General features: G+C 51.6%; 14 protein-coding genes. 6 read left to right on the plus strand and 8 right to left on the minus strand.

Annotated features, from left to right (window positions below):
* Nucleotides 1–360: 360 nt before the first annotated feature.
* The 5 genes from HUF19_RS07680 to HUF19_RS18450 all read right to left on the minus strand — a co-directional run bounded on the left by HUF19_RS07680 (nucleotide 361) and on the right by HUF19_RS18450 (nucleotide 7497).
* Nucleotides 361–1647, minus strand: a complete 1287-nt coding sequence (locus HUF19_RS07680) for a nitrate regulatory protein (protein WP_260999230.1) — start codon at nucleotides 1645–1647, stop codon at nucleotides 361–363.
* Between the two features lie 267 nt (nucleotides 1648–1914).
* Nucleotides 1915–3039 (minus strand): hypothetical protein, encoded by a 1125-nt coding sequence (locus HUF19_RS07685; protein WP_260999231.1) that lies wholly within the window; start codon nucleotides 3037–3039, stop codon nucleotides 1915–1917.
* Entirely contained in the window at nucleotides 3039–4241 is a 1203-nt protein-coding gene (locus tag HUF19_RS07690; RefSeq protein WP_260999232.1) for an SO2930 family diheme c-type cytochrome, read from the minus strand. Before HUF19_RS07690 ends, HUF19_RS07685 begins: the two co-directional genes overlap by 1 nt.
* Before the next feature lie 57 nt (nucleotides 4242–4298).
* Nucleotides 4299–6041, minus strand: a complete 1743-nt coding sequence (locus HUF19_RS07695) for a parallel beta-helix domain-containing protein (protein ID WP_260999233.1) — start codon at nucleotides 6039–6041, stop codon at nucleotides 4299–4301.
* 463 nt (nucleotides 6042–6504) lie between these two features.
* Entirely contained in the window at nucleotides 6505–7497 is a 993-nt protein-coding gene (locus HUF19_RS18450; protein WP_260999234.1) for an AraC family transcriptional regulator, read from the minus strand.
* A gap of 314 nt (nucleotides 7498–7811) precedes the next feature.
* Between HUF19_RS18450 and HUF19_RS07705 the strand changes: the two genes are divergently transcribed.
* Nucleotides 7812–9965: a YgiQ family radical SAM protein gene (locus HUF19_RS07705; protein WP_230331983.1), complete on the plus strand. Its 2154-nt coding sequence runs from the start codon at nucleotides 7812–7814 to the stop codon at nucleotides 9963–9965.
* A gap of 132 nt (nucleotides 9966–10097) precedes the next feature.
* Nucleotides 10098–11135: an SAM-dependent methyltransferase gene (locus tag HUF19_RS07710; protein ID WP_260999235.1), complete on the plus strand. Its 1038-nt coding sequence runs from the start codon at nucleotides 10098–10100 to the stop codon at nucleotides 11133–11135.
* Nucleotides 11136–11241: 106 nt separating this feature from the next.
* Here the strand turns inward: HUF19_RS07710 and HUF19_RS07715 are convergent, their stop codons facing one another.
* Nucleotides 11242–11880, minus strand: coding sequence for an NAD(P)H-dependent oxidoreductase (locus HUF19_RS07715; protein WP_260999236.1), 639 nt, complete (start codon nucleotides 11878–11880; stop codon nucleotides 11242–11244).
* Nucleotides 11881–12383: 503 nt separating this feature from the next.
* On the opposite strand from HUF19_RS07715, the gene HUF19_RS07720 reads away from it, so the two are divergent.
* Genes HUF19_RS07720 through HUF19_RS07730 form a run of 3 tightly spaced genes read left to right on the plus strand, consistent with a single transcriptional unit; the run spans nucleotide 12384 to nucleotide 16585 of the window.
* On the plus strand, nucleotides 12384–14543 hold the full coding sequence (locus HUF19_RS07720; protein WP_260999237.1) for a TonB-dependent siderophore receptor: 2160 nt from the start codon (nucleotides 12384–12386) through the stop codon (nucleotides 14541–14543).
* A gap of 58 nt (nucleotides 14544–14601) precedes the next feature.
* Nucleotides 14602–15147 carry a hypothetical protein gene (locus tag HUF19_RS07725; RefSeq protein ID WP_260999238.1) on the plus strand — a complete coding sequence of 182 codons (546 nt, stop codon included), beginning with the start codon at nucleotides 14602–14604 and terminating at the stop codon, nucleotides 15145–15147.
* A 7-nt stretch (nucleotides 15148–15154) separates the two neighbouring features.
* Nucleotides 15155–16585: a PepSY-associated TM helix domain-containing protein gene (locus tag HUF19_RS07730; RefSeq protein ID WP_260999239.1), complete on the plus strand. Its 1431-nt coding sequence runs from the start codon at nucleotides 15155–15157 to the stop codon at nucleotides 16583–16585.
* Nucleotides 16586–16675: 90 nt separating this feature from the next.
* Here the strand turns inward: HUF19_RS07730 and HUF19_RS07735 are convergent, their stop codons facing one another.
* Entirely contained in the window at nucleotides 16676–17119 is a 444-nt protein-coding gene (locus HUF19_RS07735) for a hypothetical protein (RefSeq protein WP_260999240.1), read from the minus strand.
* A 74-nt stretch (nucleotides 17120–17193) separates the two neighbouring features.
* The gene (locus tag HUF19_RS07740) at nucleotides 17194–18681 is read right to left on the minus strand and encodes an SIR2 family protein (RefSeq protein ID WP_260999241.1); all 1488 of its coding nucleotides are present in this window, start codon (nucleotides 18679–18681) and stop codon (nucleotides 17194–17196) included.
* Nucleotides 18682–19114: 433 nt separating this feature from the next.
* Between HUF19_RS07740 and ald the strand changes: the two genes are divergently transcribed.
* Nucleotides 19115–20233: an alanine dehydrogenase gene (gene ald / locus HUF19_RS07745; protein WP_260999242.1), complete on the plus strand. Its 1119-nt coding sequence runs from the start codon at nucleotides 19115–19117 to the stop codon at nucleotides 20231–20233.
* Nucleotides 20234–20313 lie beyond the last annotated feature (80 nt).

Genomic DNA, 20313 nt, shown 5'->3' on the forward strand with positions numbered 1-20313 from the left:
TTCCCCTTTCTTGGCAACAAAAAAAAGGCGCCACAACGGTTGCCCGTTGTAAGCGCCTTTGCTGTTAAAATGTGTCAGTACGGTTACCCGCCATTGGGTATGCACTGAATAAGAAATTCAGAATAAGTATTGCCAGAAGCGTGCCAGAGTTTTCGGACAATGTCCGTCTATGGCGTTTTTTACGCATTTAAATCCGCTAACTTCCTGTTTTTATTTGGATTGCAATCAACCGTAAGGCTTTTAAAAGCGGTTGTCGGGAATAAAAAAATCCCTGCGTTTTTACGGCAAGGATTTTTTTTTGCTCTGCTGAAGAGCAGGTTATGCGCTGGTGCTGCGACTTGGTGCAGTGCACAACCTGATTTAAAGAAGCTCGGTCATGCTTAATAAACCGGCAGCAACATCGACCAGACGACGGTTCTGATTCATCGCCATACTGCGTAATAACGCATAGGCTTCCTGTTCGCTCATCTGGCGGCGCTGAATCAGTTCACGTTTGGCGCGGTCAATCAGTTTGCGCTCATGCAGTTCTGTACGGGCGGCATCGAGTTCATCATTCAGGCTTTTTAAGCGTTGGCCCTGAGCTTCGATTAATTCGACCACCGGCTTACTGACGTTATGTACCATATCGTCATCAGGGCCGCTGAGGGTGTGGTCTGACTCATGCCCGGCGGACTGTGAATGGCTGACGTACAGAGCAAACGAAGGAACATCGTCGAACGCTCCGCGTTGCAGGTCATGGCCTTGTTGGTCGGGACTTAATGCCGCTTCGCGTACCGCAAGAATGCGTTGCTGGCTGTGGGAGAGGAGTTGAGTTTCCAACACTTCTTCGACATATTTGATGGCATCCAGCCGTTCAGAACAGCAGATAAACCAGCGCACATCATAATCAGCGGCTGCCAGTGACTGCGGACCGGCAGTCAGGGCCAGACGCCGCAGGCGTTCAAATTCGAGCTGGAATTCACCGCGCTGAACCTGTTCCCAGGCGCTCAAAGCTTCGTCACTGGCGTAGTCGGTAAAGATATGAAAACAGCGATCCTGGCGGTCAATTAATTGTGTCAGGCGCTGGCGCAGGCCGGGGTCAAATTCATGAGCGGAAAATCCGGCAGCACCACAGGCGCGCTCCTGTCCGGCCAGCTCTTTGCCCTGCATTAAATTAAACATGGCGACGAGAATGCGCGCGGTGATTTCATCGGCCGCGTTGCCTGCGGCCTCGAACACCACGGCCAGTAAGCTCTGGATCATTTCGGAATAGGCTTTGATGGCAACGGTGGTATTGAATTTCAGCTGCTCTACATCCTGACGCAGTTGTGGCAACCGTTCGAGACTGTGCAGGGCATAACCCAGACGGCGAAACCAGCGCGCGGGAAAAGCATGCTGCCCGTGCTCTGGCAGTAAGTTGGCCAGAGCCTTATGAAACAGCGCCAGCTGCTCATTACTGCTGTGCCACTGTTGTTGCAGTTCTTGCTGGCAGCGCAGGCCGGCACTGCCGAGAAAACGGTTGGATAATCCGCGTTCGTACTGCAGCTGATGCAACAGATTGCTGATGGCAATCACCAGTTGGCCGGTACGGGCAAACTGTTCAAGTTCCTGTATTTCCTGTTGCTGACCGAGGTTCAGAAAGTAGGCAACGCTGTGAAGATCCTGCACGGAAATGAATCCTTATAAACCAATAAACAGAGAGACTGCCCATGAGCGGTGCAAAATGAGTACCAGCTGTTAAATATTGTTTAATAAAAAGGAGCAGTTAACGGATGTGCAGTCGTTGATCAGATTAACGTTGTGTTATCGGTATCGTGGACAGGGAAAAGCCTCTGAGCCGGTCAGAGAGCAGGGTTTAGGCAGACTGCTTGCGCTGTAAAGCGGCAGAGCGATATAAAATCGCTCTGTTCTGGTGCAAAGCTGCCAGTGGCCGTTTCAGCCGCTGGCACAGTCCTGAGCGGGCAGGGTATCAATCCAGGCACGTATTAAAGCCACCGCTTCGTCGTCGGCGACACTGCGTCCTATCGGCGGCATGCGGTCGGCTGCACCGTTTAACTCCATGCGCAATGGCAGGCTGGAGTCATCACCACGGCCGGGCCAGATATCAAAACCACCACCACGCCAGCCATGGGCCGAGTTACAGATCCCGTGGGAATATCCGAGATTGCGCCAGTATTCCAGCCGCAGGCCGGACAGGGCTGCCGAGCCGTTATCGTTGTGGCAGTGCGCGCAGTTAATATCCAGATAGGCCTTGGCACGTTGTTGCAGCGGTGCCGATGTATCGCGCCAGTTGGGAGCATACGGATGTTCACCGGCCGGTAAGGTAATAATGCCCAGCGATTGCCAGTATTGCAGTTGATTAACGATCTGACCGTTGACTTCGATGGGCTGGTTCAGGTGGCGGATTTTCGGGCCTATCGGGCCAAAGCGGAGTTGTTCATCATCGCCGATCTGGTGGCAGATCTGACACGTGAGCTGTGACGGTGATTCATAGGTCAGGGTCAGCTGTTCACCGTTATGGCTGAAGCTTACAGGTGTCCGGCTGCCGGCGGTCGCCAGACGTGCATCATTAATACTGTTATCCCAGACATAAGGAATAAATACCCAGCCATTACTGCGTTTGACCAGCAGGCGGACCTCCATAATGTCTTCTGCGCTGCTAGTGGTGCTTTCTGTGGGCATAGCAAAGACTTTGACAATGACACTGCCGGTTGGAAAATCGAGCACATCCTGTTGTTGGTAACCGAGCTGAGTGCCTTGCGGCAGAAAGATATAGCGGTATTTGCGGGCATGATCGGTAAATAATTCACTGCCCAATTTATAATACATACCGCCATTACTGCTTTTATTATCGGAGGGTAATCCTTTAAACAGACCGTATTGCGATAATAGCGGACAGCGCGTCTGTTGCAGCGCCTGCCAGTTAACACTGTTGGTGTCATGCTGGCAAAGCGGATCAGCGTTAAACAGGTCCGTAGCGTTATCAGCGGTGTTTTCTGCACCGCAGCCACTCAGTAACAGCAGTAAAAAAAGGGCGCCGAGGCGCCCGTCAATATTCATTAATCGCACAGTGCCGGGTCCAGACTGTCAATCCAGGCTTTAATCAGTGCCGTGCCTTCGGTATGAATAACCGCGCGGCCCAGTGGTGGCATCGCCTTACCTGGTTCTGCGGTATGCAGGCGGTTGTACACCAGCGAGTTAGATGAATCACCGGGGACAATAATCAATGTCGAACCGGATTGTGAGCCGGAAACCGGTTTTGCGCAGGCACCATGATACTGCTCGTTACCCTGCCATAGGACATTGTAGTCAGCACGGAAGCCGGTATTGCTGGCCTGACCTTCGGTGCGGTGGCAATGAGCACAGTTAATATCGATCCAGGATTTAGCCGTTGCAGTCAGCAGTTCTGGTGTACCACTGTATTCACCGAGAGATTTATAGTCACTGAAATCTGCCGCTTTCTGAATGCTGCTGTTTTCGTCCGGCAGTCCGGACAGCATATTTTCCTCTACCCATTTGTTGAGCTGATTTTTCGGGCCCTGGCCAAAGTCATAATCCGTATTGAGATAGCGGGCTTTTGGGCCGATTGGGCTGAAGTATGCAGGAGTTGGGTCAACGCCGTTAACGGCATCGTGATTGCCGTTGGGATTAAACTGATGACAGCTGACGCAGGCGTTCTGATCGGGAACAGCATAATTAAACGACAGGGTATCTTCGCCATGCTGCAGGTTATTAATGGCTACCAGCTCGCCGTTCTTATCACGTACGGCTTCGGTTCCTGCTTCATTCCAGACATAGGCGCGGGCAACCCAACCGTTGGCCTTTTTAATCAGCAGGCGGGTTTCAATCATTCTTTCTTTTGCTATGCCGCGATCAGAGGTGTCGGCTGGCATGGTAAAGGTTTTGGTAATCACCGTACCCTCTGGAAATTCAAACACTTCTTTTTCTGAGTAGGTGGCTGTTTGTCCTTCGGGGATAAATACAAAACGGTATTTGGATGCATAGTCGGTAAATAACGGTGCTGACAAGGTATAAGGCAGGCCGCGTTCGCTGGCATTCTGGCTGGGGTCACAGGGGTTATCGAATAATTGGTATTCGGCTAGAGTATTGGCATCAGCCTGCAGGACTTTTTCCCAGTTAACCGATTTTTCCGATGAGATACAGGCAGACGAATCGGTATTGTCGCTATTGCTGCTTTCGCCGCCACAGGCCGTCAGTAATACAGCGGCTGAAATTACTGCCAGAGAATTGATATATTTCATAAATTTAATCCGCAATACAGACTTGGAGAAGCCGGGGGCCTATGGCCCCCGTGGAGATTACAGAGCGCAGGACGGTTTTTCGCTGTCGTCAGCGGTGCAACCAAAGGTTTGAGCATTAAAGGTAACGGTGGCCGGTGAGCCTTCGTAACCTGATGCGCAATCCATTACGCCACTCGGGTCGGCCATAATGGCTCCCGCAAGGCTGAGATTACCGCTGAGCTGTTCCAGTTTGGTAAGCGGTGAGCCGTCGACAAAGGTGCCGGCGGTTGCGCTGGTCTCATAGACAGAAGCCGCGAACAGATTCTGGCCGTCGATACCATTATCGGATTGGCAGACGCCACCATCGGTTGCGTAAGGGGCAAACTTGTCCAGATCAATCGGGGTGTAATCAGGAGCACCAGGAATGTTGGCTTTTACTGCAGCCGCTACCTGATTAATGCCGCCGGCGATCGCGTACAGAATGCTTTCACCTTCACCATCCGGATTTGGCGTATTGGCCAGCAGTTCACCAACACCATCATAAAGAATGTGCGGTACGGTGGTTTTGCCGCTGGCAATATCCGGCTGCATATTATGGAAGGCATTGTAACCGTTGATCAGATCCTCAATCAGGTCACCCTGTGGGTTATTCAGCCCGGCGGCGAGGCTGATGCTGTTGTTATGGATATTGATATTGCGCACTAATGGCGACCAGCCATCCATGATGGCTTTCGAATGTGGGTGAATGTCCTCATAGCTGGTTACTTCTGTACCAACATTCAGGTTAGGTGCGGCGGCCACGGTTTCGTCAGCAAGCAGGTAAGAGGTAATAGCAACAGAGGTTGTCTGGTGGTCTTTGATGGTGTTGTTGTAAATCTCGACGTCGGAAGTCGACAGCACGATCACACCCGTACCCGGTGGCACAATATGAACACCACCGGCAAAGGTACCGACGTTAGCGAAGTTTGGTGCATTATTCGCATCGACCAGATTATCGAATACGCGCACGCCGGAGCCGTATTTACCACTGCCGATTGGCAGGTCGAAAATCAGAATGCCGCCGGTATTACCGCGGGCGGTATTGCCGTATACGTCCGCCTCGGTACTGTTTTCAATTTCGATACCGGCAACGTTTTTCTCGGCGATGTTATTACGCACAACGATCTTGTCAGACTGACCCACATAGATACCGGCATCGGCAGAGCCTTTCACGTAACAGTCTTCAATCAGCACGTTGCTGGTCTGTACCGGATACAGGCCATAGGCGCCATTGGTTGACTGGTAATCGGTTTCCCACACCGTTGCCATACGGCGCATAATCACCCCGTCAGACTGAATCACTTTGAGGGCGTTGTTGTTTGACTCGTAGATGGCAAAATCTTCAAAAATCAGATTGTCGGTATACTGAATCAGGAAGCCGTCGCCGCTTACACCACTGGCGTCGATAATGGTTTTGTCCATACCCGCACCGCGGAAGGTGAGGTCGGTTACTTTAAGACCGTCGGTTTGGCCTGAGTAGCTGATGGTGGCATTAAAAGCGTAGCGGCCCTGAGGAAGTACAAAGGTATCCCCGGTTTGTGCTTCAGTCAGAGCATCAATCAGCTCATCCTGAACGGCCTGATCGCTCAGGTCGTTAGCCGAGCCGATACAGATCACCCGTGCCCCCTGAACGTTACTGTCGGTACAGTTAAAAACTTTTTTCAGACCTGTGTCACTGCTGCTTTTATTATCGCTGCCGCCGCAGGCGGTCAGGCCGATGGCGGCAATGGCCATCGCCAGCACCAGCGGCTTGTGAGCGCGGGAGGTGTGTGCTTTCTGCATGATGAATACCTTTTATCTTTGTTGTTATTCGCCCGGATTCCTTTCCTGAGCATTATGTCGGTAGCGTCCAGGCCGCATTTATCAAAGCGGAAGGTTTGGAAGGGGTAAAAGCAAATCGTGCTGCAAACTCTGGAGGTGGTTGTGCATTTTTTGAAAAGTCAGTGTTTATGGGGCTTGCAGGGCTTCCGCAGGCTGCAGAAAAGAGGCTGTGCAAAAGTTAAAACGCAGGATGTGCACAGTCTTTCGGGGAGTGTTTTGGTACGTATTCGGGTGTTTTTTCGGGCCTCTTGCAGGTACCTGATGAAAGAAAGGGCGTCCCTTTGGCAGCATCCGTTTGGCGCCTGGAGTGAGTATCGCAAGAGGGGGCTTTTTAATTACCCGCTAATAGGAACCACTTCGGGAACTTCAGTGCTGAAGCAGGATAGAAAAATACCGTATGGCCGGAGAATCCTCCGGCACAGAATCAGTTGTGTGGTGGCTGGCCGCGGTGTTCGCGGTAATCGGACGGTGTGCTGTTGTGGATCTTACGGAAGGCACGGTTAAACGAACTCATGGTGCGGTAGCCAACGTCGAGCGCGATATTGGTAATCGGGGTTTCGGCTTCATTCAGCAGGCGATCGGCGGCTTCGCCGATACGCAGCTCGTTAATGTACTCGTTAAAGTTGTTGTAATTCAGCGCCTTGTTGATGGTGGCGCGCAAACGGTATTCCGGAATGCCAAGTTCCTGAGCGAGAATGGCCAGCGTCAGGTTTTCACGCCGGTAAAAACCCTGATTCATCAATTCCTGCAGCATCTGCAGTTCTTCGCAACTTTGCTGGCTGAGGGCCAGAGTGGTGCCTGCTGGCGCCTCGTCTGTATTGTTGTCGGCTGGCGCAGGCTGTGGCAGTAAACGCCACAACTCAGAACGTCCCTGCATCAGCAGCCAGGCGAGAATCAGGATGGAAACGTCGAGGGCCAGGTAGCGTGAGGTGCTGTCGCCGATATTCATATTGAACGAAAAAATACCCCAGCCAACGGCCAGACCCGTTGCCAGCATCACGCCGCCACGCAGGCGGCGGCGGGCTTCGACCAGGTCGTTATTCCAGTTGCTGATGACTTCCCACAGGCCGGCCAGAATCAGCAGGTACTCCAGCCACTGCGGAATACCTTTCAGCAACAGGTGCAGGCTATCCGGGGTGCCGGCCAGTAAATACAGTAGCGGACCTAAGAAACTGTAAAAGGCCAGTCCCCAGAGAAGACGGCGCGGTTCATCGGGGGCGACAAAGGTCAGGCGGCAGCACATCCAGAACAGGGCCGGTGTGGCACTTTGCACAACATAGGAGTAGCCGTGCCAGGCCTGAGGCAGCCAGGGGTGAAACAGATGCATATTGGCGGCAACCAGCAGCAGGATAAACAACCGGGCAGTCAGGGTATGAAAAAAATCCCGGGCAATAATCGCCGCCAGTATCAGGCTCAATCCGGCTCCGAAAGCCGCAAAAAACAACAGAGGATCAAAGGGTGGCATAGGTTGGCTCGTACGTTTTTCTTATTTTGAGCGCTATTTGCGCAGCTCCCGATACTCGGCCAGTACGCGCAAAAAGACAAGACGATGGTGCGGATAAAATGGCGGAAAGGTAAAAAACAGCCTGTGAATCACGGAATAGTCCATATAAAAACAAAGGGAATAGAAGCGTGAAATGATCGCGAAAGGCAGGGAATATTTTACCTTTCACCTTTTGTCTGCCCGTGTAATTTGGGACAATAGCGGCCGTTTTTTCCCGGTCCGGACTTATGACTCAGCCAGCGCAACACCTGTTTTCTTACTACCCCTACTGGGCCGAATGTTTCGGCACAGCTCCTTTCCTGCCCATGTCCCGTGAAGAGATGGATGTGCTGGGCTGGGACAGCTGTGATGTGATCCTGGTAACCGGTGATGCCTACGTTGATCATCCGAGCTTCGGCATGGCGGTATTGGGCCGACTGCTTGAGGCTCAGGGCTTCCGTGTCGGCATTATTGCCCAGCCGGACTGGAACAACCCGGAAGAGTTTAAAAAACTGGGTAAGCCTAATCTGTATTTCGGTGTTACCGCCGGTAATATGGATTCGCTGATCAACAAATACACCGCCGACCTGAAAGTCCGCAGCGATGACGCCTATACCCCGCACGGCGAGCCGGGCAAGCGCCCGGACCGCGCGGTGATTGTGTATTCGCAGAAATGCCGTCAGGTGTATAAAGACGTACCTATCGTGATTGGCGGCATTGAGGCCAGCCTGCGCCGTATCGCCCAGTACGATTACTGGAGCAACCAGATCCGCCGCTCGGTATTAATCGATTCCGGTGCCGATATTCTGCTGTACGGTAACGCCGAGCGTGCGCTGGTGGAACTGACCCATGCGCTGGCGGAAGGTAAAACCCTGGACGATCTGCAGGACCTGCGCGGTACGGCGGTGGTGCGTGATGCCACCCCGGCAGGCTGGAGCGAAGTCGATTCCACCCGCATTGACTGGCCGGGGCATATTGACCAGATTCCAAATCCGTATGAAATGAAAGATACGGAAAATATGAGCTGCAGCACGAATGGCACTAGCGGTGATTCAGCCGAAGGCGCCGATGATGTGATGCCGGTAAAAATCGTGCCGATGCCTCTGCAGCGTAAGGCCGGTCTTGATCCGGATAAAACCTGTATCCGTTTGCCATCCTTTGAAAAAGTCCGCAACGACAGTGCCCTGTATGCCCATGCTTCACGGGTTCTGCATCAGGAAGCCAACCCCTATAACGCGCGGCCATTAATTCAGAAACACGGTCATCAGGAAGTGTGGATTAACCCACCGCCGATTCCGCTGGAAACCGATGAAATGGATTCGGTATTCGGCTTCGCCTATCAGCGTGTGCCACACCCGAGTTACGGCGATGCGAAAATTCCTGCTTACGATATGATCCGTTTTTCGGTCAATATTATGCGCGGTTGTTTCGGCGGCTGTACCTTCTGTTCGATTACCGAACACGAAGGACGGATTATCCAGAACCGCTCACAGGAATCTATCCTGCACGAGCTGGAAGAAATCCGCGATAAAGTACCGGGCTTTACCGGCACCATTTCCGATTTGGGCGGCCCGACCGCCAATATGTATCGCCTGCACTGTAAGAGTGAAACCATTCTGAAAAGCTGCCGGCGTTTGTCCTGCGTGTTTCCGGGCATCTGTAAAAATCTGGAAACCAGCCACGAACACACAACGGCGCTGTACCGTGCGGCGCGTAAAATTCCCGGCATTAAACGCATCGCCATTGCTTCCGGCCTGCGCTACGACCTCGCCGTGCGTGATCCGGAATACGTACGTGAGCTGGTTACCCACCATGTGGGCGGCTTGCTGAAAATTGCTCCGGAGCACACCGAAGAAAACGTGCTGAATAAAATGATGAAGCCGGGTATGGGCACCTACGACGCCTTTAAGAAAATGTTCGACCGTTTCTCAAAAGAGGCGGGCAAAGAACAATATCTGGTACCGTATTTTATTGCCGCCCACCCGGGTTCAGAAAATAAAGACATGATGAATCTGGCGCTGTGGCTGAAACGCCAGAAAATGCGTGTAGATCAGGTGCAGACCTTCTATCCGTCGCCGATGTCGCTGGCAACCGCCATGTACCATTCTGAACGCGATCCACTGCACCGCATGAGTTATAAATCGGACAAGATTTATATCCCGCGCGATCTGAATCAGCGTCGCCTGCAGAAAGCCTTCCTGCGTTATCACGATCCGAAAAACTGGCCATTATTACGACAGGCTCTGAAGGATATGGGGCGCACTGACCTGATCGGCAGCGGCCCGAAAGCGCTGATTCCGGCAGAAGAGGAGGCGGTATTGCGTAATACTCCGCGTCCGGGTTTTGCTAAAAACAGTAAAGCCGGTGTGCGTAATAAACGGCCTGTGCGTAAGCCACGTTAATACTGGTTTGCCCCTGCTGCTGCGGGGGCAGATTGCGCTGACGTGGTTTGAGCGGCTGGAGCCTGCACGTATCGGTTTGAGCTGAATGGCAAAAGGCGGTACGGTGACCTGAAACTCTGTCGGGATGACCCTATGGTTGAGCTCCCCCCGGTTCCGGATACCGCATGGCTTATATCGCTGGTTGAAAAAATACTCGATAACTCCATTTCGCCGTATTTATTGCGGGCAGAAGTCAGTGAGTTAGCTGCTGCTCTCAAATCGTTGGGATACGAACATCCTGAGGGCCTGTCAGGCACTGCTGCTAAAGGAACGTTAACCGCAAACGGCCTGGCACTGGCACCGGATATGGCGGCAACCTGCGCTGATGATGCTGTCCGGACAATTATGTTCCTGCGTGGCACACGGGCGGCTATTGCTGATCAATATGCTCAGGGTTCAGGTGGTCCGGTACGGATTTTATATGCGGGCTGTGGGCCATATGCCATTCTGGCTGTGCCTCTGATGCTGGTTCTTAGCGCTGAAGAAGCTTCTTTTACACTTGTCGATATTCATCCGGAATCGGTCGTTTCTGCAGAGCGTATCATTACTGCCCTGAATCTTGCGGATGCGGTTTTCGATATGAAGGTTGTGGACGCTACCGGGTATCTGGCAGACCCGGATTTTTCTGCGGATATTATTCTGACAGAGGTGATGCAGGCGTGTCTGCAGACCGAGCCTCAGGTTGCGGTTGTCCGCCACCTGTTATCGCAGTCACCGTCAGCACTTGTTATTCCTCAGGAAGTCCGTATTGATCTTGTTTATGCTGATCCGGCGGTTGAGTTTTCTGCAACGCGAAGGGCGGTTGCTGGCCAGAGTGCGCAGGACGGGCGTGTTTATGCCGGTTCTGTGTTTATTCTGAATAATGAGGCTGTTTTCTCATGGAAGAATGTCAGCGGCAGTTATTTGCCTGGTTTATCGGTAGAGGTTAATCATCTTCCTGATGACCGTTACCAGCCAATGTTGTTTACCGATATTTGTGTGTATCAACAATACCGCATTGGTGCTTATGAATCCGGCCTGACCTTTCCGCGAATGCTGGAATCGGCTGAGAAAATATCCTCCGGAGCGCAGCTGCATTTTCAATACCGGCTGGGAGATAATCCGGGCGTTTTTATTGCAGCGGTTGGATAGCCGAATGCATTATCAAATACCGTTTTTTCCGTTTCTCTCATAGTCACAATAAAAAAAGAAGGCCAGCGGGCCTTCTTTTTTATTATGTGTCTGAATATTGCGAAGATTATTTTACTTCAGTAATAAAACCATCGTGACTGCGGCGCACCTTCTGCAGATTCACCAGCCAGTCGCCTTCTTCAGCGCGATAGCCTAATGGCAGCAGAATAACCGAGCGTAAGCCTTTTTCTTTCAGGCCCAGGATTTCGTCTACTTTTTCCGGGACAAAGCCTTCCATCGGTGTGCTGTCTACCCGTGCTTCGGCGGCGGCGATTAATGCCGACCCCAGGCCGATATAAGCCTGTCGGGCAGCATGTTGGTAGTTGGCTTCAGCATCACGTTGCGGGTAGATGCCCAGCAGCATTGCGCGGTAATTTTCCCAGCCTTCGTTTTTAAAACCACGGATTTCGTTGGTCAGATCGAACATATGGTTAATGCGTTCTGCGGTGTAATTATCCCAGGCGGCAAACACCAGCAGGTGAGAACAATCGGTAATCTGTTCCTGATTCCAGGCATGGGGTTTGATTTGTTCACGTATTTCTTTGTTGGTCACAACCAGTACTTCATAGGGTTGCAGCCCGCTGGACGTTGCGGTCAGGCGAATCGCTTCGAGGATAGTATCGAGCTTTTCCTGCTCAACAGTACGGCTTGGGTCGAATTTTTTGGTGGCGTAGCGCCATTGCAGATTACTGATTACATCAGACATAAAAAACTTCCACAGAAACAGTGATACGAGGCCGGAGCGGCTGTTTGGGCTGGTACAGCATCAGGCTGTTGGCGCAAGTATACGCTTGTCAGCGAGAGGCTTTGAGTCGCGGTGGCGGGTAACACTATTGCGCTGATCCGGTTAATCCCCGGTACCTGAGGGCTGCAGCCCCGGCGCTACTGACTCTGCGCTACTGTGACTCTGCGCTACTGTGACTCTGCGCTACTGTGACTCTGCGCTACTGTGACTCTGCGCTACTGTGACTCTGCGCTACTGTGACTCTGCGCTACTGTGACTCTGCGCTACTGTGACTCTGCGCTGCAGATCCGGTCAATGCGACCACTTCAACCTGACTCTATTGTCCGGCTTTTCTCCTCAGTATCCGGCTCAGGGTGATGATAAGGACATTTCTGGTCATTTTGGGGTTTGACTCAGTTGCAATTCGTAATGATAATGAGTATCAATAACTATTGGTTTAAGTCTGCAGGTTCTGGGGAGGACTGATGAATACACAACGATTAAACCGCCTGGCGTGGAGTATTGCGCTATTGAATGTGGCCTCTGTGACATTGGCAGAAACCACAGTGGGCCAAGAGGCGGGAGCGCAGATCGCCGATACTGATAATGCGCCGGAACAGAGTGAGGTGCGCCTCGATAAAACCGTCGTTCGTGCGGAACTGACCAACTTTGGCGCGACCAAATCCAGTGTGCCTGTTGTTGAAACTGCGCGCTCTGTCTCGGTAGAAACCAGCGAACAATTTGAAGAAAAAGGCGCGCTGAATCTTTCTCAGGCTACCTCCTATATGGCCGGTGTGACCGCCGAAACTTATGGTTTTGCCACCCGTGGGGATGCTATTCACGCCCGTGGTCTGAGCCTGCCACGTTACCGCGATTCTATTCAGGAATTATTCGGCAGCTACAACACTACCCGTGCCGAAGTGTATACGCTGGAACAGGTCGAAGTGCTGAAAGGCCCGGTGTCGGTACTCTATGGGCAGGGCACGCCCGGCGGTATTGTTAACTATGTGTCGAAAACGCCGAAGGCGGACGCCGCGACCGAAATTGTTGCCGAGCTGGGCAACAATAACCGCAAGCAGCTGGCCGTCGACTCAACCGGTAAACTGGGCAGTGACAAATGGCTGTACCGTATGGTGGCGATGAAGCGCGACAGCGACACTCAGGTGGATTATGTTGAAGATAATACGCTGGTGCTGATGCCATCGGTCAGTTATGTACCGTCAGCGACCAGCCGTTACACCTTAATCGCTATGCATCAGAACACCGACAGCGATACCGGTGCGCAGTTTGTACCGGTGGAAGGAACCTTAAAACCGTTAAAAGACGGTACCTACCTCGATCAGGATGTGTATACCGGTGAGCCGGGCTGGAATAAATACGATACCCGCTCCAATCAGTTAACCGCTCTGGTTGAGCAGCAGCTGACAAACAATCTGGCACTGGAAGCGACCGCTTTATGGCGTGAAGGCAGCGCTGATTATAATCAGGCCTGGCCGGTCTTTACCGGTGCCGGTAACAGCCGCTATCTGAATGATATTCTCGGTACCAATGCCTTTACCGACACCACTGTGGCGCGGACTTTTTATAAAGCCGATAACGAATTTCAGCTGTATGCGTTGGATGTTCGCCTGTTAGCCGATTTTGATACCGGCGCGCTGCGTCATCAGATTCTGGTTGGTGCACAAAAGCAGAGTGTGACCACGGATAATGACACCGCACGTTCCGCCGATGGTGGTGCGTCATCCGGTAATTTTGATTACGTACTGGATCTGAAAAACCCGAAATACACCGGTGCGCCGGATGATTCGATGTTTACCTACACCGATAATCCGGAGCAGAAAATCGACAGTATCGGTTTGTATGTGTCCGATCAGATCAGTTATGACAACTGGCGTTTTACCGCCGGCCTGCGCTATGACGAAGTCGATAATGACACCGGCAGCCGCAAACAATCAGACGATGCGTTATCGGCCAGTGCCGGTGTGTTGTATGCCTTTGATAATGGCCTGGCACCTTACATCAGCTATTCCGAATCTTTCGAAACCGTGGTCGGTATTGATGCCAACGGTAAACAGCTGGAACCACGCGAAGCAACACAATATGAAGCGGGTCTGAAATTTGAACCTAACGGTTTCCCCGGATTATTTACGCTGTCGTATTTCGATATCGAAATTACCAATCTGCCCAACCCGAATGGCGTACCAGGCACCAATTCACAACAGCAGGGCGTAGCAAAAATTGACGGTGTTGAACTGGAAGGTAAGGCCAACGTCGGTGATTTTTATATTCAGGGTGCGCTGAGCACACTGAATACAGAAGATCAGAACGGCTACCAGTATGCGGCTGAGCCGGATAGCAATGCTTCGCTCTGGGTAGCCTGGAAACCGGCCGGAAAATTCCGCATGGGTGGCGGTGTGCGTTATGTCGGAGAAAGCGTGTCTGAAACGGCAACGGTTAAATACGTTACGCCGGATTACACCCTGGTCGACATGATGCTGGGCTACGAAGCAACCGAGCAGCTGGATCTGGCGCTGAACGTACGCAACCTGGGCGATGAGGAATACCTCACTTCCTGTCTGGCCCGTGGCGATTGTTTCCCGGGCGTGCGCCGTACCGTTAATGCCCGTGTTACTTACAACTTCTGATTATCGCGGCCAGCTGCCTGCGTATTAAGCAGGCAGCAGGCCCGGACGGATATTTATCATGATGTTATTTCTGATGGCAGCTGTCCCTGCGTTATGCGGGGTTGGTTGTCTTTTTTGTTCGTGGAAATCCGCACGGAAATACGGACGCAGCCTGGTTGTTTATGGCTGGCTGCTGCTGGCTTTGTCGCTGCTGGGCTGGATACAGCTGGCCGGGGCCGAATACGGCGTTGTGTTTGCGCTGTTATTTCCCGCTTTTTTTGCCTGGCTGATGATTGTTTTTCAGCGCCGCAAAGGCCGTCGTAAAACGTCAGCGCCAAAGACTGTTCAGCCCATGCCTGCGCCATCCTGGCAGGGAATTGGGCGGAATATTGCGCGCTTTCTCTGGTTATTTGCCGGCCTGGGTGTGGCCATGCTGTTGGTGAGTGTGGCACTGGTTATGCAATTTCCCTTTGCCGCCAATCTGAATCTGGCATCAGCATTGTTGTTATTTCCTCTGCTGTGGGCCGCCTCGGTGTGCTGGTTTCTGAGCAGTCGCAAACCCTGGAAAGTATCGTTACTGAGCACCGTAGCGGCACTGGTGTCATCCTTATGGTTATTGGTTTGATGGTGTTATGAAATATTCCAGACAATTAGTGAAATCCAGTCTCAGCGCACACAGCTGGCTGGGCATTGGCATGGCAGCGGTGCTGTATCTTATTATTCTGAGCGGTACGCTGGTGGTGTTTCATACGCATATCGAACGCTGGGAGCAACCGCTGGCAGCGGAGTTCCATGAGTTTGATGCGGCCGCGGTTGAAAGCGCATTTAATGAATATCTGACCACGCCCGATAATCTGACGCCGCATATGTATCTGGTCTTTCCGTCAGACGCGATGCCGCGGATTAAATTCGCCAACGAGCAGCAGGGCGAATACCGTAATGCCGATGGCAGTGCCGGAGTGCCGGCCTATGACGACTGGGCGCACCAACTCAGCGACCTGCACTATTACCTGCACCTGCCGACAAATATCGGCATAATTCTGGTGAGTGCGATGGGGGTTATTCTGCTGGCGCTGATCATCAGCGGTTTACTGGCGCATCCATCTATTATCAAAGATGCCTTTGCTTGGCGTTCCGGTTCTGAACGCATTCATTTTACCGATCTGCATAACCGTCTGAGCGTCTGGGGTTTGCCATTTCATCTGATGATGGCCTTTACCGGTGCGTATTTTGGCCTGGCCGGGCTGATTATTCTGATTGCTGCTGAAGCCTTTCATGATGGCGACCGGGAAGCGGTAACGCGGCAATTTTTCAGTGGCGACCCGGTGGTAGAAGCACAGCCATTACAGGTGGATATTCAGCAGCCGCTGCAGTATCTGAATGCCAACGTGCCCGATGGTCAGTTATTGTTTATGACCATCCACGAAGCCGACAGCGAACAACGCTTTCAGGAATATTATGTGCAGCAACCGGGGCGGCTGATTTATTCCGAAAATTACCGCTTCGATATGCAGGGCAATTTCCTCAACCGTGCCGGCTATTCCGACGGTGATCTGGCCAAACAGATTGTGTATTCCATTTATCGCCTGCATTTCGGCAATTTTGCCGGTATGGGCAGCAAGCTGCTTTATTTTGTAATGGGGCTGGCCCTTACGGTCGTCTGCGTCAGCGGCATTAATATCTGGCTGAACCGGCGCAAACACGAAGATCTGCTCAACCGCTTATGGGTAGCAGTGGTGTGGGGCGCACCGCTGGCCATTACCGTCTCCGCCATCAGCGGCGTGTTAGCGCGCTGGCCATCGGTAATACCTTTCTGGAGCGTACTGCTGGCAGCGCTGGTATTGGCGGTAATTGCTCAGCCAGCGGCCCGGTTCCGGCGCCAGATTCAGCTTGCCGGAATACTGACCGTATTCGTGCTGTTGGCAGGCTATGCCATTCAATTCGGGCTGGCAGCTGCTTTTGGCGCCGGATTACTGCTGACCTGCGGCCTGTTGGTGTGGGCGCTGGTGCTCGCTGTGTTTGTGATCCGAAGCTCAGGGACTGGGGTGGGAAAAACCGGGTAAGTGCAGGGCAGGGGGGCGGAGAGGGAAGAGAGAAAATTGGTATCGGACACCTGGTCAGTTTGACTTGGTGTCCGTTAAAGCGGGGCAGGATCAACCTCGCTCCTTTGACCAGCTGTTTACTGCTTTTTGTAGCAACTGCCTTGTACGTTGGCTGAATAATTTATCTTGCGATGCATCGAATAGTAACTGAGCCGACTCTTCGGATAACTCTATGACTGGAACCCATTCTGCAGCCATTTCAGCCCAGCGCGACATCCTTTGCTCGAAGGAGAATATTACAGGCACATGAAATGGGAACGATTCCGCTAGCTCTGACTCGAAACCATTTTCGAGTAAACCAGCTTTCAGTAATTCTAGCTGGCGCTCATAGCTTTCTCCGTAGCCCTTTTTCATTATAGGTAAAAGCATTAATCCGGATTTCCCTTCACCTATTTTTATCGGGCTATCCTTGTCGATATACCACTCACCATCAGAATATGAGACATACGCGGACCAGCCTCCAGCATTGGTAAACAGTGGTCCAATCCATTTCATGGTGATAATTCTCCTCGGACACTAACGCTTACAGCAGAGGCGTGAGCTTGCGAGCGTCCTCCTGCCTGTTTTTGTTAGATGTTTTTTCCTATATCTTTAAGAATCCTCGGTATTTCGTCATAACTTTCATACCAAATAATATTCACGCCAAGTTCCCGCATGACCTCTTCATTTAGGCTGTGGTGCCTCTCGAGGAATGTTCTTATCGTAGTAGCTGACGCGTTTACTACGCTCTTTCCACCTTCTTTAGCGAATTCTTCGTAATCTATCCTCTTAAGGAATGCGAAGTGCTTTGGCTTATCCAGTGATTTCGCGGATATTTCAAGCAGCCTTCTTAAGTTCGGATCGGTAAGCGAAAGACCAACCATCAAACATGCTGTTTCTTTTAAGCTATTTAGCTGTATTAAGTTCGACCAATGATATGCCTCACCATATATCTGGTGATAACCTTCTTCCGAGAAGGCCAAAGTTGACTGGTCGATATTAGGATAATTAGTTCTATCTTCTGGTAAGAATCCGTGAACATGATAAATTGGCAAGTCTTCTGGCCCGGCCAGGTCAATTTCCTCAAAAATACTCTTAAAAGACAATCCACGCTCAAGAAGCTCCCTCTCAAGCAAGTCATCGAAGTTATAAGTGAGAACAGATCTAACCCTAGCGCCTGTTCGGCTTGGGGTGCATAAACTCGCAATTGACTTTATCAAAGGTGAATTTATTGAGAATCTTTTGTTTCTTAATGCATATAACTGATTAGTTACGGACTCGATGAATTTGCTTTGCTCTTCACTAGACCCTGAAGATAACCCTTTTCTTAAATAACGAGCGAGCATTAACGCAGAAGGCCCATCTATTTCACGCAACCTTCTAACAATACTCGATATTTGATCATTTTCAGTTTTCTTCTCACCTAAACCGTCATCGGTGAGCATAGAAACAAAAAGTGAATTTAATAGTGTATCCCAGTCAGGAAGACCAGCACTACTAGACACACCAGCTCCAAGCATCATTGAAAATCTGCCACTGCTATAATGATAAGCGACCTCTTTAATCACCTCGTTTCTTTGTTCTTTCCAATCGTCGGATGAGCGGGAAATCGCTTGCTTAAATCGAATTGAGAAGAGGGTATTAACCAATTTTGTGGCTTCAGCCTGATGTTTTTTAATCAAGCCTTGTATTTCATCCTTTCCCCAAAAAAATACCTTTTCTTTGAAATTACTGCTTAACTTTTCAAAGTAGGATGAGCTCTTAATTTCTCGCATTGAGATAATTAGAAGCGCTTCATTTTCGGATCTAATGAATTTTTTATGCCAATTGACGATAGAATTGACTTTATTTGGAGATATTGAATGAACTATTTCGATAGCTAATGGTTGATTAATTCCCGCCAGACCATTTGGAGCATAGGCATCAAATCTAGATTTAGAGTTTCGCTCTTCGGTAATCAACTCACTTCCAGAACTAACTGCTTCTATCCGTAGCAGTTCCAGTAAAAAAGATTCAACCAGGTAGTATCCGCCTGATCCATAGTCAAATAGCTTTTCTTCTAGGATATTAAAATTCAATTTCTAGGTTTCCTGTCATTTTGACATCTAACAGTTTCTTAGTAGGCATGCTCATTTACACACCTGTGTCCTTGTTCAAGGTCCGAGTCTAACCCACTGTCACCGCTGCGAAAAGCGCCGCTAATGACATTGCTATCAGGCTATAAACGCGCACGCACACTATCACTCCGCCATCGTTTTACACTTAGCGCACTATCTCGTTGATCAATCCGTTAACTCATTGATTTTACAGGGTATATTCTTCCTGGTAGGTGACAGATTGCGCATCGTTATTTTGATACCGGCGCGTAAACGCGCAGGATTCCGGCCATTTATTAAAATAATCTGGTGGACTATTCAGTAGTCTGATACGCAGTCGTCTGGTGCGGTGTTTATTACTGCGCCCAGCAGCCCCGACCGAGCTACACTATTTTTATATATTGCGGAGGTGCTTATGCGTATTGGTGTCCCGAAAGAGATTAAAAACCATGAATACCGGGTTGGCCTGACCCCGGACAGCGTGCGCGAGCTGGTGCATCGCGGTCATGAAGTCTGGGTGCAGCAGAACGCAGGAGCGGCCATTGGCTTCAGTGATGACGATTATCTGAGCTGTGGGGCAATGGTCGTTGATACCGCGGCTGAGGTGTTTGATAACGCCGAACTGATCGTTAAGGTCAAAGAGCCGCAGCCGGAAGAAATCAGCCTGATCAGTGCTGAACATACGCTGTTTACCTATCTGCATCTGGCGCCGGACCCGGCACTGACCCAGGCGCTGATGGCAACCGGTGCCACAGGCATCGCCTATGAAACCGTCACCGATAAAGCCGGGCGGCTGCCATTATTGGCCCCGATGTCAGAAATCGCCGGGCGCATAGCGGTGCAAGCCGGTGCCCGCAGTCTGGAGATGGAGGCTGGCGGGCGCGGGGTGTTGCTGGCCGGAGCGCCGGGAGTGCCGGCTGGCGAGGTGGTGATTATCGGCGCCGGGGTCGTAGGGCGAAATGCTCTGGCCATCGCCGTGGGCATGGGCGCGCAGGTCACCGTGCTCGATACCTCGATGCAGGCGCTGCGCGAGCTGGATCAGCAGTACGGCAACCGCATCCAGACCCGTTTTTCTACCCGCACCGTATTGGATGAGTGTCTGCCCAGGGCCGATCTGGTGATTGGTGCGGTATTAATTCCCGGTGCTGCAGCGCCTAAACTGGTGCTGCGTACTCATTTAGAAAGCATGAAGCGCGGCGCGGTGATCGTCGATGTCGCCATCGATCAGGGCGGTTGTGTGGAAAGCGCACGGCCAACCACCCACAGCAATCCAACCTATGTCGACAGCGGCGTGGTGCACTACTGCGTTGCCAATATGCCGGGGGCGGTAGCCCGCACTGCCACGCAGGCACTGAACAACGCTACCTTGCCCTTTGTTCTGGCGCTGGCGGCTAAAGGGGTTGAGCAGGCGCTGCGTGATGACCCGTATTTGCGTATGGGCCTGAACCTGTGTCAGGGCGCGCTGACCAGTGCCGAAGTGGCGGCCAGTCAGGGTGTGGATTATGTTGAGCGCGAGACGCTGCTCGGGCTCTGAGCGTATCCGCAGATAAAAAATACCAGCAAACATAAAAACGGAGCGTCAGGCTCCGTTTTTTATGGCCTGTCCAGATTCCG

Origin of the sequence: Thalassolituus hydrocarboniclasticus, assembly GCF_025345565.1 — a bacterium.
Classification (GTDB): Bacteria; Pseudomonadota; Gammaproteobacteria; order Pseudomonadales; family Oceanobacteraceae; genus Venatoribacter; species Venatoribacter hydrocarboniclasticus.